We start from the raw sequence: 15,833 nt of genomic DNA on the forward strand, positions 1-15,833 counted from the left end.
TTGGGGGAGGAGTCCCCCTGCCCCTCTACCAGTCGCGCGCCATCATGATGGTCAACACGCGCATGGTGGTGGCGGGATTGTCCGGGGCCTCAGCCCCGTAGCGGAAGTCGGAATCGGCTTCGTACAAATCCAGTTTCCAGAACACGGTCTCGCCTTCGATCTCGACCGCCCCGAAATCATGCCAGCCCTCCGGGTCGTTCTCGGGTTCGAACTTGTCGAACATGCCCGTGGCCTTTACCGCCTCGGCCATGAAGCCGTCACCAGCCTCCATAATCGAGCGGGTGACATGCATGCGGCCCTGTATGGGCTGCGCGGGCGGCACTCCAAGGCACGCGAGCTTGCGAAACGCGTCGTTCTGCGTCGCGATCACATTCGGATCAGGGCGGTCTGTCTGGGGTTGTGCGGTGATGGTCATGGGGCATTCCTCTGTGAAGTTGAAACACCCAATCCAGAGCCCACTTTTCCTTTACCGGCACACACCGCTCAAGCAGCCTGAGCGTCCTCCCCTGCCCTACCCGCCTCCGACCGTGCGATCAGGTAGTCGCAGGCGCGCTGCGCGTCAGCGGCGTGCTTGAAGATGGCGCCCTTGTCCGAGCGTAGAACGCGCAGCCAATTGTAGAGATACGCCGCGTTCATCTCGAGCGTATGGGCCGTAAAGCCGAGCGTCTGGCCAAGGAACACCGAGGTCAGCTCGGCGACGATCTCTTCGCGGGCATAGGCCGTGTTGCCGAAGCGCGAGAGGCCGTAATCGCGGTTCAGCCGGTGCCGTGCCTTGGTGGCATGGGCCAGCTCATGGGCCCAGACCCCGTAGAAATTCCGCGGGTTCTCGAACCGCGCAATCGACGGCATGAATACCTTGTCCACGGGCGGCAGGTAATAGGCTTCCGTCCCCGTGAAGACAGTCGTGATGTCAATGGCGTCGAAAAACGCCTGCATGTCCGGGATGGGTTCGGACGGCGGATGTTCAGGCGTTGGCTTGGGGTCCGGATAGAAGCTCTCGGGCAGGCCCTCGATCTGGCAAGCATTGAACACGCGGTAGGATTTCTGGAAGCGGAAGACGCGGGCCTCCTCGGAGCGATCATCGCTCTCCCCCTGATCATCCTCGCCGCCGGCGACCTTTCGGCTTTGGCCGTAGTAGACGACTACAGAGGACTTCTCGCCCTTACGAACCTTTGCATCCAAGGCATTGGCCTGCGGCAGCGTCATCCAGAAGGGCGAGCTGTGGCCCGCCATCACGGTGCGCATGGTCAGCAGGAAGTTGTTCACGCCCTGGTAGGGTTCACCGCCCACGCGCAGGGGCCGAGAACTGCCTCCTGCCGTCCAGGGCTTGCGCCACGGCAAAACGCCGCGCTCGATGATGCGGATGATTTCGTTTGTAATGACCTCGGAGGCATCGAACTTGGGCGTGCGGGATCGGGCCATGGCTGGCGTCCTTTCGTGTGTTAATAAGAAGTTTGGGGATCAGGTTGTCCGGCGGGGTCGAGGATCGTTGGCGATCTTGGCACCGAGCTTTTCGACTATGTCGATGTAGGTGGTCAGCGAGACGCACTTGCCGGCACCCGAATGCTCAGGGCCGAGCGATCCGTCCCGCGTCACCCGCGGCAGGGTCGCGAAAGCGATGACATCGGTGACGGGTCGAATGTCGATGAAGGTTGTACCTCGTGCGACCGCAAGAGCGGCCAAGGGAAAGCGCTCGATCGGCGCGAAACTCGAGACGGTGGTCCACCCGAGATGGAGGAATGTCCCACCGTCTCCGCAGATCACATGAGCATTTGGCAATGACGCGGCCTGCTTGAGATAGCCGAGATCGCGGAGAACGGCTGTCCGCACGAGCTGCCGTGCCAGCTCCTTCTCGCCGGTTCGGCGCAGCTCTCTATGCCGCCACCAAGAGGCAGCGGTCGCGCGCAGCACGCGCAAGACACCTGTTTGCATGGGAATGCCCTTCATCCGGAACGGCCGACCGGAACCCGGCCCGGACCCGTCCGAGGCACCCCAAGGTCCCTCATCCGTCAGTCACAAAAACCCGAAGTCCACTTTCCCTTTTCGTGGACCAAACCCATGAAACACCCAACCGCCACCGAACTGTACTGGTACGACGGGATCAGAACTTCCACAGGGCCCATCGGCTAGACCTGTGGCGGCTCCTTCTTCACGAGATAGCCCAAACCGCTCAATCGGCCCGCAACTGCCAACTTCTTCATAAAGCGTGCTGATGCTTTGGCTTCCCGCCGATGTAGCGGATCGGCACCTTGGAAAGGGAAACCATGTCGATGATGGCTGTTATGGGCATAATTTCCCATCGCGAACACTAAAACACAATAACCCATTGTTATTAAATCGCTTTCATCCACCGGATGGATCAGATCATTCCGCAACCAACATCAAAGCACTCTTTTGAAGAGTTCGGGTGTCATGAAATCAAGAGATTAAGTTGCACCCGCTGTTCTGCGATGTCCTCGCCGTCCACTACGACCAAATCAGTGGAACGCGGGACCGCTGGCAACCAGCTGCTGCGCTTGAGGAACCGATTGCCTCGCTGGCCATGTCGCCATTATCGAAGTGACTGAGAAGTTATCGGCTCCCCGCGTGCGGGAATTCGAGGATCGAGCCCCTGGTCAAACGGTTTTGGCAACCATCGATCGTCTGCTCCTTGTGCGCTGCGGCCCGTAGCCACGATATCATGCAACAGACATCCACAACCTACCTCTCAGGCATTAGCACCGATGAAGGCCAAGGGAATATCCGAGGCCAAGACCCAAATCGCCGTCAGCAGGCGCCGGATAGCGTAGAACCAATTGTTCAGGGTATTCATGTTCAGATCTCAGACATCGAAAAGGGCAGGGGCCGCGGAGGCGCGCAACTGCTAGGTTGGCTACAGCGCAACGCTCTGTATGTTCTTCACTAGCCGCCTTTGCGCTACTAGCAGCGATGGTCACCAGCTGAGGTTTTACCATGATGATCGGGATGCCCTCGTCATCAGATCTTCGCCGCGACGAAGGCGAAAGCCACTTTCACGATCTTAAATACCGCCACAGGGGTAGATTCCGGTAGGGGGCATGATCGTATCATAAGGCTTTCTGTCGGTGGCGTTTGACGATCTCTGTGACCGTGTTTTTAGAAATTCCGAGATCGCGGGCAATCCAGCGGTAAGATCGACCATCTTCCACGGCCTGCAGTACTTTTGACGCGAGCTTGTCGGATTTCGGGCGTTGGCCGGGTTGGCGTCCAAGTTTCTTGCCGCGCGCACGGGCGGCGGCCAAGCCGGATTTCACCCGCTCGCTGAGCAGATCACGCTCGAATTGGGCGATCCCGGCCAGCATGGTGGCCATCATCCGTCCATGCGGTGTGTCGAGCTCTGATGAAGCCACCCTCCTACACCACTACACCCTGGCCGATGATGATATCGAACACATCCGCACCAAGCGGCAGGCGCGTAATCGGCTTGGCTTCGCACTGCAGTTGTGCGCGTTCCGGTATCCCGGTCGTCTTCTGATGCCGGGGGAGATCATCCCCCTGGAAGTGAGCCGCTTCCTCGCTGCACAGCTTGGCGAACGCTCCGAAGACCTTGCCTGTTACGCCGAGACCGATGTGACACGGCGCAGGCACCTGATCGACCTTCGCCGGATTTACGGTTTCAAGATGTTCTCGGGCCGTGGTGCGCGTGACTTGAAGGCGTGGCTTGAGCGCGAGGCCGAAACGGCCCGTTCCAACGAAGACCTGGTGCGCCGGTTTGTCGAGGAATGCCGTCGGACACAGACCATCCTGCCCGGTGTATCGGTCATCGAGCGGTTGTGCGCCGACGCCCTCGTAGCGGCGGAGCGCAGAATAGAACGCCGGATCGCCAATAGGCTTGATGATCCGATCAGGGAGAAACTGGACGGGCTGCTGACCGAGATGGTCGATGGCAAGGTCAGCCGGTTCGTCTGGTTGCGCCAGTTCGAGGTGGGCAACAACTCGGCGGGGGCATCCCGGCTCCTGGACAGATTGGAATTCCTGCAGGCATTGGCAGTGCCGCCAGGAATCCTGGAGGATGTTCCGTCCCATCGGGTCACGCGCCTGCGCCGTCAGGGTGAGAGATACTTTGCCGACGGGCTACGCGACATCACCAGCGACCGGCGTCTGGCGATCCTGGCGGTGTGCGCCATCGAATGGACGGCGGCCATCGCTGACGCGGTGATCGAGACCCATGATCGGATCGTCGGCAAGACCTGGCGGGACGCGAAGAAGCTCTGCGATGCGCGGATCGCCGATGCCAGATCTTCGCTGCAGGAGACGTTGCGGTCATTCAAAGACCTAGGCGCCGCCTTGCTGGAAGCCAAGGGAGATGACACATCCCTCGACGCGGCCACGGAAGCGGCATGCGGTTGGACACGTCTCGAAAATATGGTGGCAACCGCTGCCGAGCTGACCGACACGATGGCCGCCGACGCTCTGGCGCATGTCGTTCACGGATATCACCGGTTCCGGCGCTATGCGCCACGCATGCTGCGTGTGCTCGATGTCCGGAACGCCCCTGTGGCTGCGCCTTTGGTGAAAGCCGCCAAAATCCTCGCCGAAGATCAGACCGATGCGCCCCGCCAGCCCTCGTTCCTGCGCCGCACGTCAAAATGGCATCGCCACCTCAATGCCCAGGAGCCCGATGACAACCGGCTTTGGGAGGTCGCCGTGCTGTTCCAGATCCGAGAAGCTTTCCGTTCCGGCGATATCTGGCTCCCGCATTCCCGGCGCTACGCTGACCTGAAACAGGCACTTGTGCCGATGGAGGCGGCGAAGGCGTCGCCGCGACTGACCATGCCCTTTGAGCCGGAGGTCTGGCTAGAAGATCGTAAAACGCGATTGGCGGAAGGCATGAATCGCTCGGCTAGAGCCGCCCGAACCGGCGCAATCCCAGGTGGATCTATTGAAAATGGCGTTCTCAAGTTGGATCGTCTCACCGGCACCGTGCCCGGCGATGTCGACGACATGGTGCTCGATCTCTATGGCCGCCTGCCCGCAGTCCGCATCACCGATCTGCTGCAGGAAACTGATGACGATATCGGCTTCACCGAAGCTTTCACTCATCTACGCACCGGCGTTCCCTGCAAGGATCGCATCGGGCTGTTGAATGTGCTGCTGGCCGAGGGTTTGAACCTTGGGCTCAGCAAGATGGCCGAGGCAACCAGTTCCCACGATTACTTCCAGCTTTCCCGCCTGTCGCGGTGGCATGTCGAAAGCGATGCCATCAACCGGGCGCTTGCTATGGTGATCGAAGCTCAGACCCGTCTGCCCATGGCCCAGTTCTGGGGTGGTGGTGTCACCGCGTCCAGTGACGGGCAGTTCTTCCCTGCCGCCCGGCAGGGCGAGGCCATGAACCTCATCAACGCGAAGTATGGCTCCGAGCCCGGCCTGAAAGCCTATACCCACGTCTCCGACCAGTTCGGCCCGTTCGCCACCCAGAGCATCCCGGCCACCGTCAACGAAGCGCCCTACATCCTGGATGGGCTGTTGATGAACGAGGTCGGGCGCAAAATCAAAGAGCAGTACACCGACACCGGCGGCTTCACGGATCACGTCTTCGCCGTCACGGCGTTGCTGTCCTATCACTTTATCCCGCGCATCCGTGATCTGCCATCGAAACGGCTCTACCTCTTCGACCCTGCCGCCGCGCCGAAGGAACTGCGCGGTCTGATCGGCGGAAAGGTTCGGGCGAAATTGATCGTCGACAACTGGCCAGACATCCTGCGGGCCGTCGCCACGATGGCGGCAGGGGCCATGCCGCCCAGCCAACTTCTGCGGAAGTTCGCCTCATATCCGCGTCAGCATGAGCTTGCCCTGGCGCTTCGAGAAATCGGGCGCATCGAGCGCACCCTTTTCATCATGAACTGGTTGCTCGACGTTGACATGCAGCGCCGCGCCCAAATCGGCTTGAACAAAGGCGAGGCGTATCACGCGTTGAAAAATGCCCTGCGCATTGGACGCCAAGGTGAAATCCGCGACCGCACCGCCGAAGGACAGCACTACCGAATGGCCGGTCTCAACCTGCTGGCTGCGATCATCATCTACTGGAATACGAAACACCTCGGCCACGCGATCAAAGCCCGAAAACGCGAAGGGCTCGACTGCTCGCCAGAGCTTCTGGCGCACATATCACCCCTCGGATGGGCGCATATCTTGCTCACCGGTGAATACAGGTGGAAAAGGTAGGTCAGGATCAGCTTATGATACGATCCTGCCCCCAGCCGGAATCGACCCCCCACACCTCAACCCCCTAACTTTTCTCTCTCGAACACCGTTTGTGTGCCGAGAGCCTGCTTAACAGCTGTTAAGTTATGCCATGCCCGCCGCACGAGATCGGAGTTTAACAGCTGTTAAGCCGCGTTCCGCCGGCCAATCAATGCCATGACCATTGGGCCACAGGAAAACTCGCCTACCGCAGCTTTGGCAGTCAGAGCTCGCAAGTATCCACCAGGCGATCTTATGTCGGCGAAGCGTTCCAGCATGGCAGCAACGACGATCGACGCTTGCTCCGGACCCATGAACCGCTGTGCTTCTTCAAATGCAGACGCACTGATGCCCATGGCTGGCCGCACATGGCACGCCGCATCGAAGAGCTGATGCCAATGCCGGATCTCACCTTGGTAGAAGGTCTTGAGCGAGGGACATGCCGCGATCACTAGGTGCAGCGGGATCTTTGGCAGGTGTCTTGTGTCCTGTTCATCAACGTCAGCCACCGGCTCATTCGTGTCCACATCTGGCACACCCGCCGCCGCCCCGCTTTTTTCCAAAGCAGGTTCAAGATCTATAGATTCTTTATTTGAATTATGATGGTGACGCTCAGATTGGGCATCATTGGTGTTCATTTCTTCTGTTTCAGGGCCATCAATGATGTTGCGTGCCTGGTCAAGGAGAGCTTCAAGGTCGGCTCGATAGGCCGCGAGGTCCTCAACTGAAAGCTTGCGGCGAAGCGCGCGGGCTGTGAGGGCAGCCCTGTCGCGAAGCTGATCCCAGAAGCCTAGGCCTGGCTGCATCTCGTCTCCGAACTCGGCGAGGGCCGCGAGATCGCGGCGCATGAGGCTTACGACCTCTCTCAGGCGCCTGACGCGCTCCTCAGCCTCACGTACGGCCTCTGCGGCCCGTGCTATCTCCTCGGACTGACAGTAGAGCGGGGAAAGATCGAAGCCAAAGGCAACGCGGTCTTCGCCGTGCTTACGGACGTAGCGCTTCCCATTGGGGCTATCGCGCCGCTGGAGCAAGCCAGCCTCGACAAGACGCGCGAGGTGACGACGCATCGTGGAGCAGGGCATACCATTCAGGCGCTCACAGATCGCCTTGTTCGAGGGGAAGACGACCATCTCGGCGTTCCCGCCAAGCGCATCGTCCGGAAAGAAGCTGAGGAGCCCCTGCAAAACCGTCAGATCACGTTCCGAGACCCCAAAGGCCGCTTGCGCCGTGGAGAGCTCGCGCAGGAGTTCCCACTTGTTAACGGGTCTGGCTGGAACAGATGCCTCGGGTCGCTCAATGACGCGCAAATGGGCGTGCGAAATTGGCCGCATAAACGGCGAGATTGGTGTGTACTCCATGAAAATGTCCACGAAGACAAAAATTCTAGGGCCCGCGAATCGCTTTGCGCTTGCGGGGTAGGGGCCAGAACGCTACATTCAGAAGTGCGAAAACTGAGATTTTGTAGCGGGCTGATCCCGGTGCGAAACCTTACAAAGGTCTCGTGAAGCTAGCTTCTCGGGGCCTTTTTCTTTTTGCCTGTATCGTGCCTCCTTCTTGTTGGTTGCTCTTTCTCAGTCTCCTGAACGCTTCCAGCGGTCATGAAGCTCGGTAATCAGCTTTGGGGCGTTGCCCTCCAACCAGCTGATAAAATCAGGTTCATCCGTAGTTAGATCAAGTTTGAGCTGCCTACCTTGGCGGCTGGTCTTGACCGTCGCAGCTCCAACACCGGGGATCGCCAAAGCAGGCACACCCTTTCTAGACGGGCTTGCTTTCTTTTCTGCGCTCTTCGCAGCTGCCAGAACTGCGAGAAACGCACGCTCAGAAACCTCATCGACCGAGCCGGAACTTCCGGACTTGGCTGCATGAGCTATGGCTAGCAGTTGGTCCCGATTACCGTCGTAGGCACCCAAAGCCTTTTTGAGCTCTTCCCATCTCGGGCGACCAATCCCAGGAGCTGCACCAATTGCCTGAATGAGATCCTCGCCGACCGTCCGAACGACACTCAAGAGCTGTGAAACCCCAGCTTCGTGGAGGTTAAGGACTTCGGCGACACCACGATTGGTGCGCTCAGCCCCTTCTAAATGGTCGCCGTCTAGAAGCGCCGTCGCTACTAGCGCACGTTCAATAAAGCTCAGATCACGACGCTCTTGGTTCTCGAGAAGCTGATCTCGAAGCGCTTGATCACCTTCAACCTCTGTGACGATGGCTCGAACTTTGATACCGAGTTCGCGACATGCTTCCAAGCGTCTGCGGCCATAGATCAGGTTGTAGCGATCGCCTTCCAGTGGGCGGACCAAGACAGGCACACGCTGACCGTTCTTGGAAATAGAGTTCTTCAGGCCCTCAACTTCAATCTGAAGCCTGTCATCCAACCGTCCTTCGGTAACAATCTGCGCCGGATCGATCTCAAAAACACCGCCACGCAGTCGGCGCCCTTCAAGAGCGTCAGGAGCGTTGCGAAGGGTCTGCAGCGGCAGGCCAAGTTTAGGCTTTCTTGCCATTCCGCCCCCATGTGTTCTGGATGATTTCAGCGATCTCATCGTTCACTGCGTTCATAGACTCGATCGCACGATCAAACGTCTGACGCGTGAAGTCCTTCTTGTCAGCTTCGTATAGCGTTTGCTTGGTCAAGCCGGCATCAGAAATTGCGGTCGACTCAACCATGTGATTGGTCAGGACCGACCTCCCAAAGAGCCCGCGAATGAAGGCGATGACTTCGGTCTGTGGTGCGTCGCCGACTTTGTATCGCGTTGGCAAGAAGCGAAGCCAATCGAAGCGCAGATTTGCGCCTGCATCCCTGATTACTCCAAGGAGATCCGCAGTCATTCGCAGGAATTGGGACATCGACATAAGGTCAAGCATCTGCGGGTGAACCGTCACGAGCACACCAGAGGACGCGGAAAGTGCTGACATCGTCAAGAAACCAAGTTGCGGCGGACAGTCGATCACAACAACGTCGTAGTTCGCTTCAACACTATCGAGTGCGTCATGAACTCTCGCGAAGAACGCCTTCGCTCCGCCTCGCTGGATCGCAGCAGGCGTCTCGTGCTCGAACTCCATGAGTTCAAGGTTGCCCGGGATAAGATCAAGGCCGCGGATGTAGGTCTTGCGGATCACTTCGGCGATCGGAACCGGATCGTCATAGCGAACGGCATCATAGAGGGTTCCGCCCTCCATGAGGTCGAGTTCTGGCTGGATTCCGTGAAGAGCCGAAAGAGATGCTTGGGGGTCGAGATCGATCGCAAGAACCCTGTACCCCTTGAGCGCCAAGCGCTGAGCGAGGTGAGCAGACGTCGTCGTTTTGCCGGACCCGCCCTTGAAGTTCACCACTGAAATGACTTGAAGCTCGTCACCGTCGCGACGTCCAGGCACGTAAGTTCCAGACTTTTTTGCGTTTCCTTCAAGCGTCTGCCGGATTTCCCAGATATCGTCGAGCGTATAGCGGCGATGACTTCCAGCCGTCGTCTCGACGTCAACGATCTTTCCTTCTCGATGAAGCTTCCGAAGATAGGTATGGTCGACGCCAAGGAGCTCAGCAGCTTCGCCGCTGGTCAGAGTGCGCATCACCTTCTTTGCATCTGGTGGGAAGTGTGCAGCGCGCTGAGCATGCAGGTTCGACGCGAGAAGTTCCGCGTAGTGCCCGATGGCGATATCTAGATCCTGTTCTGCTTCGCTCATGTTTTCCCCGATCCGAGGGCGCGTTTTTTATGTGACCGCGCGTTATTTTTCGAGACTATTGCCCGAGCAGCCAGATTCGTGCAAGCACTTTCTAGATTTAGTGGCAATCCGTTAGGCCAACCCAAGTGTCGTGTTCAGAGGAGCCCCAACTTTTCCGCACGCTCAAGCAGCATTTTGACCGAAGACGGCTGCCAGCCAGTGCGGCCTCGAGGGGTGCGCTCACGCATGGCTTCCAACCGGTCGCAGATCGCTTGTAGCGTGATATCCGGGTCCGACCCTTTGATGGCCGCCACGATGGCCGGCAGGCGGTCATCGGTTTCGCGGCGTCCGGCGCGGCCAAGCACCTCGGCAGGGAGGAACCCGTCGCGCACATATGCCTTCACAGCGCGGAGCAGTCGGCTTTGTGTCCAATGGCGATCTGGGGGCAGGGGGCCATTGATGATCCGCAGCAGGTCTTCCCAGGCCATATCGGGGCGCAAGCGGCGCACATGGGGCACCCAATCCTGCGCGGTCTCGTTGAGGCGCTCCATATAGCCGTCCTGTCGCGCCAGCCGCACCTTGCGCAGTGCGGCGGGGTCTTTGGCGCGCAGTCCAGGATTGCCACCAACGCGCCCTTTGGCCCGCGCAGAAGCAAGCCCGGCCTTGGTGCGTTCGCGGATCAGAGCGCGTTCGAACTCGGCCGCGGCGCCCAGAACCTGCAGCGTGAACTTGCCCTGTGGTGAGGATGTGTCGATCGGGTCTTGGAGCGAGCGGAAGAAAGCCCCCTTGGCCTCCAGACGCTCAATCACCTCAAGAAGGTGCGACAGCGACCGCGCGAGCCGATCGATTCGCACGACGACCAACGTGTCGCCGCTCTGGACACGTTCGAGCACCCGCGCGAGCACCGGCCGCGCACGATTGCCACCTGAGGCGTGTTCTTCGAATATCTCGACGCAACCCGCAGCTTGCATGGCCTCAGACTGGGGCAGGGGGGTCTGATCCTCTGTGGAAACGCGGGCATAGCCTATCAGGGGCATGAAATCGGGCCGTTTGCAATTTTAGGTATCGCTACTAAACGACCGTTTGTAAACGGATGCAAGGGTGCACTCTGTGGCCTTGCTCAACAGAAAGCCCTTAGTTTCTGTGCGGTCAGCGCGATCAGAGTGCCCTCGCCGACCATCGCCTGTGCGTGCTATATAAGGTGCGTGAAGACACCCCGACAAAACCTTTGAGTAAAGTGCAAAACTTAGATATTTTGCGCATATGAAGCCTCAACCGCCTGTCTTTCATGATGATTATGATACTCTCATCCTCGAGGGTGAGGAGCTTGAACAGTCGTCCGAGGACGATCTTTGGTTCCTGCCCGGTCCAATGGAAGAGGAGCCAGACTATTTGCCGCCCGGTCCACGGGCCGAACCGTGTGAAGCCGAAGTCCTCGAGGATTGGCGGAAAGCAGAAGCGGGCCATGCCGCGCGTCTTGCTCGTGTGGCCGGTCGCCTCTGTGCACTGGATGACCGGCTAAAGCGGGGTCCGGAAGGATGGCGGCACAGACTTGCCCTGATCGAGGCTGCCGACCTTAGCTGGTTCGCGGGTGACCGCATCGGCCCTGATCGGCTGGCGCTTTGGATATCCATGCGCTTGTCCGGCGTGCAGGACGACACCGCGGCGCTCGCGCGTGTCGGTTGGGCCGTGCGGCGGCTGACGGGTGGACCGGGGCCGGAGCAGGACCTGTCCGCCTTTCTCGACCATCGTGACCCCGAAAACTTAGGTGATGAGACCGAGCCGTTCGTGGATCGCGCGAGCGGTTGGCTGGATCTGATGGGGCACGCCGATGACCTGCACCCGATCACCCGCGCCGCTATGGGCTTTCACCTATGGGGCCTAGCGGGGCTCGGGCAGCACGGCGACCGGATGGAAGCGGCTGTCACAGCTGCGCGGATCGCTGCCAGCGAGGGGAGAGGCACAGTCTTTGCGCCTCTAGCCATGGGCGGGGCAGGGGGTCTTCGCGCCGGTGGCCCACCCGACGCCCGTCTTGCGCGCTGGCTCGAGGGGATGGAGACGGCATGCCTTACCGCGATGCGGCAGCTTGACGATATCGAGGCATGGTCGGCGCGGGCAGTGGCCGAGATGGCATCGCTCTCGGGCAGGACGCCCCCGGCCTTGTGCGCGGTGCTGACCGAATGGCCGTTCGTCTCTGCACCGATGGCTGAGGCCTTGACTGACGCCAGCCGCGCCGCTGTCCAGCGCAACCTTGCATGGCTGGAAGCGCGCGGCCTGATCCGCGAGGTGACAGGACAGGGCCGCTTCAGGATGTGGCGTGCTGCGAACTGAAGGTTAGCGCGGGTGTTACCGGCCCAGTTGGCAGTAGAGATGACCGCGAGCGCGCGGCAGGGCGCGCAGAAAATAACCGACACTTAATGCTTTTGTTGCACTTATTTCATATATGGTGGTAGACTGTACAAAACGGAGAGAAGATCACCATGAACATGTTGGCACACCGGCATCTTCCACCGACTCCGCAGGACGCGGCAATCGCGCGCGTCTCCGGACAGGCCCTGTCGCGCTTTGCGGCGACCCGAGGACCCTTGAAGCTTCGCGTTACAGACGCGGAGCAGATGGAACCAATCGAACTTCCTGCGGGCGCTGTTGCGCTACTCATGGAAGTCCTCGAGGCGATGGCAGCCGGGCGCGGCGTCACCATCATTCCTGAGAACGCCGAACTCTCGACTGTCCAGGCGGCAGAGGTGTTGAATGTCTCGCGGCCGTTCCTGATCAAACTGCTCGAGGATGGCAGTATCCCGCATCGGAAGGTCGGCAAGCATCGCCGCGTCCGAATGGAGGACGTCATGTCGTACAAGGCAGCCATCGACAACGAGCGCGAAGCCGTCCTTGATCAACTGGCCGCCGACGCACAGGACCAGGACATGGGCTATGGCTCGAAATGAGCCAGTACACGGTCCTTTTCGACGCGAATGTCCTCTACCCTGCGCCCATGCGGGACGCGCTGATGCAATTGGCGGTCACGGATCTTTTCAAGGCGAAGTGGACGGCTGACATCCACCGGGAATGGATCGACGCGCTTCTGCGCAATGAACCTCATCGGGACCGCGCGGCCCTGGAACGAACCCGCAACTTGATGGACAGGGCGACACGCGACTGCCTGGTCACCGGCTATGAAGCATTGGTGCCGGCCCTCACGTTGCCGGACGCAGATGATCGGCACGTTCTGGCGGCCGCAATCGTTGGACGGTGCGACGCCATCGTGACCCAGAATTTGAAAGACTTCCCGCCGGAGGCACTTGCGCCCTTTGGCATCGAGACCCAGCACCCCGATGACTTTTTCCGGAACCAGCTTTCTCTCGCGCCCGGTTTGGTCTGCTCAGCGCTGCGCAAAGTTCGGGCGCGCCTCAAGAACCCGCCCAAGACCGTTGACGAGTATCTATCAATCCTGACCCAACAGGGTTTGGTCGCCACTGTAGCGGATCTTGAGCAGTTCGCCGATCTGCTTTGATTTTAGGGAGAAATCGGTGGCCAGCATACATCGCTTTAAGAAGGCCTTTGCTCACATAGCCGTCGCTCGTCGATCGCGAAATTCTGCCTTCCATTACGGCTCTTTCGAATACCGCGCACTTGGCTGCAAGGCTTGGGCATCCTGTTGATTGCCGCTTAGAACTGACCCCATGTGAAAACAGTCCAAGTTTTTGTCCGCATCCCCCCCGGGTCAGTTCTGCGCGGAAAATCACAAACAACGTGTTCGCAACCGGTTTCCTCGACGGTGTTCCCGCCTCTCGTGGCTGTTCGGCCAAAGGCAAGTTCTGGTCGATTTCGCGGGTTCGCGATCTGACTGATTGGGTCGAGGCATTCTCGCCCGCGACAGCCTCCGAGTTCAGCCTGCTGGCGGGATCAAATACAACCGGGAACTTCACCAAGATCGTGGAGCGCCTGCCGGTGCGCATCTCGATCGATCCGAGGCAGGAGATGAGCGAATATCTGGCGCCCGGCCTTTCGGTCACCGTGACGGTCGACACAAAGGCGAGTCAGTCGTGAGGGCTGACAAGGGAAATGGTCGAAACGGAAAGGACGAAAGCATGCACGATACAAATGGCAAGGCCACCGGCGGTCTGAGCGAAGCCCTCGCTCAAGCGAGACAGAACTGGGGATGGCTGGTCGCGCTTGGAGTGGCGCTGCTGGTTGCCGGCGGGTTTGCGGTGGCACAGGCGGTTCTGTTCACTATGGCCTCGATGATAATGATCGGGGCACTGATGATCGTCGGTGCGCTTACGCATATCATCGCGGCATTTCGAGGTCAGGGCTGGAAGCATTTCCTGCTCTGGCTTGCGGGTGGGACTCTTTACCTGGTTGCTGGCTTGGCGACGATTGCCAATCCGCTATTGGCCTCCAGCTTCCTGACGTTGCTGATCGGGGCATCCCTTCTGGCAAGCGGCATCGTAAGAATCTGGATGGGAATCAAGGCGCGCCCGGATCGGGGATGGGGATGGCTGCTTGGAGGAGGCATCGTTACCCTTCTGCTCGGACTTGTCATCGCGACCGGCTGGCCCGTCAACAGCCTCTGGCTGATCGGCCTCTTCCTGGGCATCGAACTGGTGATGCAGGGCTGGTCCTATATCGCGCTCGGTATTGCGCTACGCGCCAGAGCCTAAGCGGCGGTTGGCAGGGACAGGGTCGGGTTTGCACTGGACGGCTGCCCTGCTTCTGCCCGGTGCAAACCCGACCAGGCAGCGAGGTTCTCGAACCAATCATCCGCCGGCGGCAGGTTATGCTCGGGACACTCCCCAACTCTCTGTTGCCGCCGCAGAAACTTGCCCCTATACTTACCTGCTTGGCGCCGCACACTGCCACTTCCTCCCAGCTACGAGACCAGAATGATCAGACCTTCGCTTCTTCTTTTCTGCTGCGCCTTGGCCGGCTGTGCAGCGCGACCGGACGCGCGCACCATCTGGCCCGTTGCCGCATCAGCGCCCCATGGTAAAACCGAGCAGATATTCGTGGCGACCACTCGGAACACGGCACAACTTCCGGCAGATGGCTTCACGAGCCTGCGCTCCCCGCAACCCCATTTCGCCGAGTTCACCGTCTCCATTCCGCCTAACCACGTTTCCGGCGAGATCGAATGGCCGAAGGGCCAGACAAACCCAAAAACCGACTTCGCAGTCGCATCCCATACGCGCCTTGATGAGGAGGCCTTCATCCATCGCGTGAATGCTGCAAGCGAGAACGGCACGGGCGTTTTCGTCCATGGCTATAACTACAACTTCCCCGAAGCCCTGTTCCGCACGGCGCAGATGGCGGCCGATGCTCAGATCTCCGACGCCCCGGTCCTCTTCTCCTGGCCATCGAGTGCCTCGCTGCTGGGCTACGCCAGCGACCGGGAGTCAGTGACCTATTCCCGCGATGCCCTGGCCGACCTTCTGACGCGGCTTGGCGAGACCTCTGGTGGGAAGCCGCTGACCGTCTTTGGCCATTCCATGGGGGGCTGGCTCGTGATGGAGACGTTGCGCCAGATGAGAATTGCCGGAGAGGATGAGGCGCTGTCCCGTCTGGAGGTTGTGCTGGCGGCCCCAGATATCGATGTGGATGTGTTCCGCCAACAACTGGCTGTCATCGGGAAAATGGAAATCCCGATGGTTGTCATGGTTTCGCCGGACGATCGTGCGCTCGGACTGTCCGCGATTGCGGGTCAGCGCACGCGCGTGGGCGCACTGGATATCACTGATCCTGCCGTCCAGGCCGCGGCACAGGAAAGCAGCGTGGTCTTGATCGACATATCCGCTGTTGATGCCAGCAGCCGCCTCAATCACGACAGATACATCCAACTGGCATCGGCCTTCCCCGCATTGGCCAGGGAGATGCGACAGGGGAGCACACTCACCGAGGCCGGTGCCTTTGTCTTGAGCTCGACCGGACAAATCCTTTCGGCACCATTGCGGGTCGTTGACGCGGCCTTGGGACAATAG

14 protein-coding genes and 1 pseudogene are annotated in these 15,833 nt (G+C 59.8%); 7 read left to right on the forward strand and 8 right to left on the reverse strand.

Annotation, left to right across the window (positions count from 1 at the left end):
* Window positions 1-25: 25 nt before the first annotated feature.
* The 4 genes from ACGYLC_RS16480 to ACGYLC_RS16495 form a co-directional block, all read right to left on the reverse strand.
* Window positions 26-415 (reverse strand): DUF3768 domain-containing protein, encoded by a 390-nt coding sequence (locus ACGYLC_RS16480; protein ID WP_394423979.1) that lies wholly within the window; start codon window positions 413-415, stop codon window positions 26-28.
* 68 nt (window positions 416-483) lie between these two features.
* A complete protein-coding gene (locus ACGYLC_RS16485; RefSeq protein WP_394423981.1) occupies window positions 484-1,422 on the reverse strand; it encodes an ArdC family protein in 939 nt (312 codons plus the stop codon).
* 39 nt (window positions 1,423-1,461) lie between these two features.
* A complete protein-coding gene (locus ACGYLC_RS16490; RefSeq protein WP_394423982.1) occupies window positions 1,462-1,947 on the reverse strand; it encodes a hypothetical protein in 486 nt (161 codons plus the stop codon).
* A gap of 1,118 nt (window positions 1,948-3,065) precedes the next feature.
* On the reverse strand, window positions 3,066-3,329 hold the full coding sequence (locus tag ACGYLC_RS16495; RefSeq protein ID WP_394423984.1) for a recombinase family protein: 264 nt from the start codon (window positions 3,327-3,329) through the stop codon (window positions 3,066-3,068).
* Here ACGYLC_RS16495 and ACGYLC_RS16500 point away from each other — a divergent pair.
* Window positions 3,319-6,183 carry a Tn3 family transposase gene (locus tag ACGYLC_RS16500; RefSeq protein ID WP_394423985.1) on the forward strand — a complete coding sequence of 955 codons (2,865 nt, stop codon included), beginning with the start codon at window positions 3,319-3,321 and terminating at the stop codon, window positions 6,181-6,183. The two genes, ACGYLC_RS16495 and ACGYLC_RS16500, sit on opposite strands and share 11 nt — an antisense overlap.
* Before the next feature lie 164 nt (window positions 6,184-6,347).
* On the opposite strand, the gene repC is transcribed toward ACGYLC_RS16500, so the two are convergent.
* From repC to ACGYLC_RS16520, 4 genes are all read right to left on the reverse strand, one after another.
* Window positions 6,348-7,559 carry a plasmid replication protein RepC gene (gene repC, locus ACGYLC_RS16505; protein WP_394423986.1) on the reverse strand — a complete coding sequence of 404 codons (1,212 nt, stop codon included), beginning with the start codon at window positions 7,557-7,559 and terminating at the stop codon, window positions 6,348-6,350.
* A gap of 213 nt (window positions 7,560-7,772) precedes the next feature.
* On the reverse strand, window positions 7,773-8,702 hold the full coding sequence (gene repB, locus ACGYLC_RS16510) for a plasmid partitioning protein RepB (RefSeq protein WP_394423988.1): 930 nt from the start codon (window positions 8,700-8,702) through the stop codon (window positions 7,773-7,775).
* Window positions 8,686-9,879: a plasmid partitioning protein RepA gene (gene repA, locus ACGYLC_RS16515; RefSeq protein ID WP_009827042.1), complete on the reverse strand. Its 1,194-nt coding sequence runs from the start codon at window positions 9,877-9,879 to the stop codon at window positions 8,686-8,688. The genes repB and repA overlap by 17 nt, the downstream gene beginning before the upstream one ends.
* Before the next feature lie 134 nt (window positions 9,880-10,013).
* On the reverse strand, window positions 10,014-10,895 hold the full coding sequence (locus ACGYLC_RS16520) for a recombinase family protein (protein WP_164193084.1): 882 nt from the start codon (window positions 10,893-10,895) through the stop codon (window positions 10,014-10,016).
* Between the two features lie 226 nt (window positions 10,896-11,121).
* Here ACGYLC_RS16520 and ACGYLC_RS16525 point away from each other — a divergent pair, with 226 nt between their 5' ends.
* From ACGYLC_RS16525 to ACGYLC_RS16550, 6 genes and pseudogenes are all read left to right on the forward strand, one after another.
* Window positions 11,122-12,189 carry a hypothetical protein gene (locus ACGYLC_RS16525; RefSeq protein ID WP_394423990.1) on the forward strand — a complete coding sequence of 356 codons (1,068 nt, stop codon included), beginning with the start codon at window positions 11,122-11,124 and terminating at the stop codon, window positions 12,187-12,189.
* A gap of 149 nt (window positions 12,190-12,338) precedes the next feature.
* Window positions 12,339-12,803 (forward strand): helix-turn-helix domain-containing protein, encoded by a 465-nt coding sequence (locus tag ACGYLC_RS16530; protein WP_219519669.1) that lies wholly within the window; start codon window positions 12,339-12,341, stop codon window positions 12,801-12,803.
* Window positions 12,800-13,369: a PIN domain-containing protein gene (locus ACGYLC_RS16535; RefSeq protein ID WP_281843979.1), complete on the forward strand. Its 570-nt coding sequence runs from the start codon at window positions 12,800-12,802 to the stop codon at window positions 13,367-13,369. Before ACGYLC_RS16530 ends, ACGYLC_RS16535 begins: the two co-directional genes overlap by 4 nt.
* A gap of 338 nt (window positions 13,370-13,707) precedes the next feature.
* Window positions 13,708-13,905, forward strand: a pseudogene (locus ACGYLC_RS16540) (HlyD family secretion protein); the annotation flags it as partial.
* Between the two features lie 41 nt (window positions 13,906-13,946).
* Entirely contained in the window at window positions 13,947-14,519 is a 573-nt protein-coding gene (locus ACGYLC_RS16545) for an HdeD family acid-resistance protein (RefSeq protein ID WP_136651377.1), read from the forward strand.
* 222 nt (window positions 14,520-14,741) lie between these two features.
* A complete protein-coding gene (locus tag ACGYLC_RS16550) occupies window positions 14,742-15,833 on the forward strand; it encodes an alpha/beta hydrolase (protein WP_394423991.1) in 1,092 nt (363 codons plus the stop codon).

The sequence above is a fragment of the Sulfitobacter sp. 1A12157 genome (genome assembly GCF_043557345.1).
Taxonomy (GTDB): domain Bacteria; phylum Pseudomonadota; class Alphaproteobacteria; order Rhodobacterales; family Rhodobacteraceae; genus Sulfitobacter.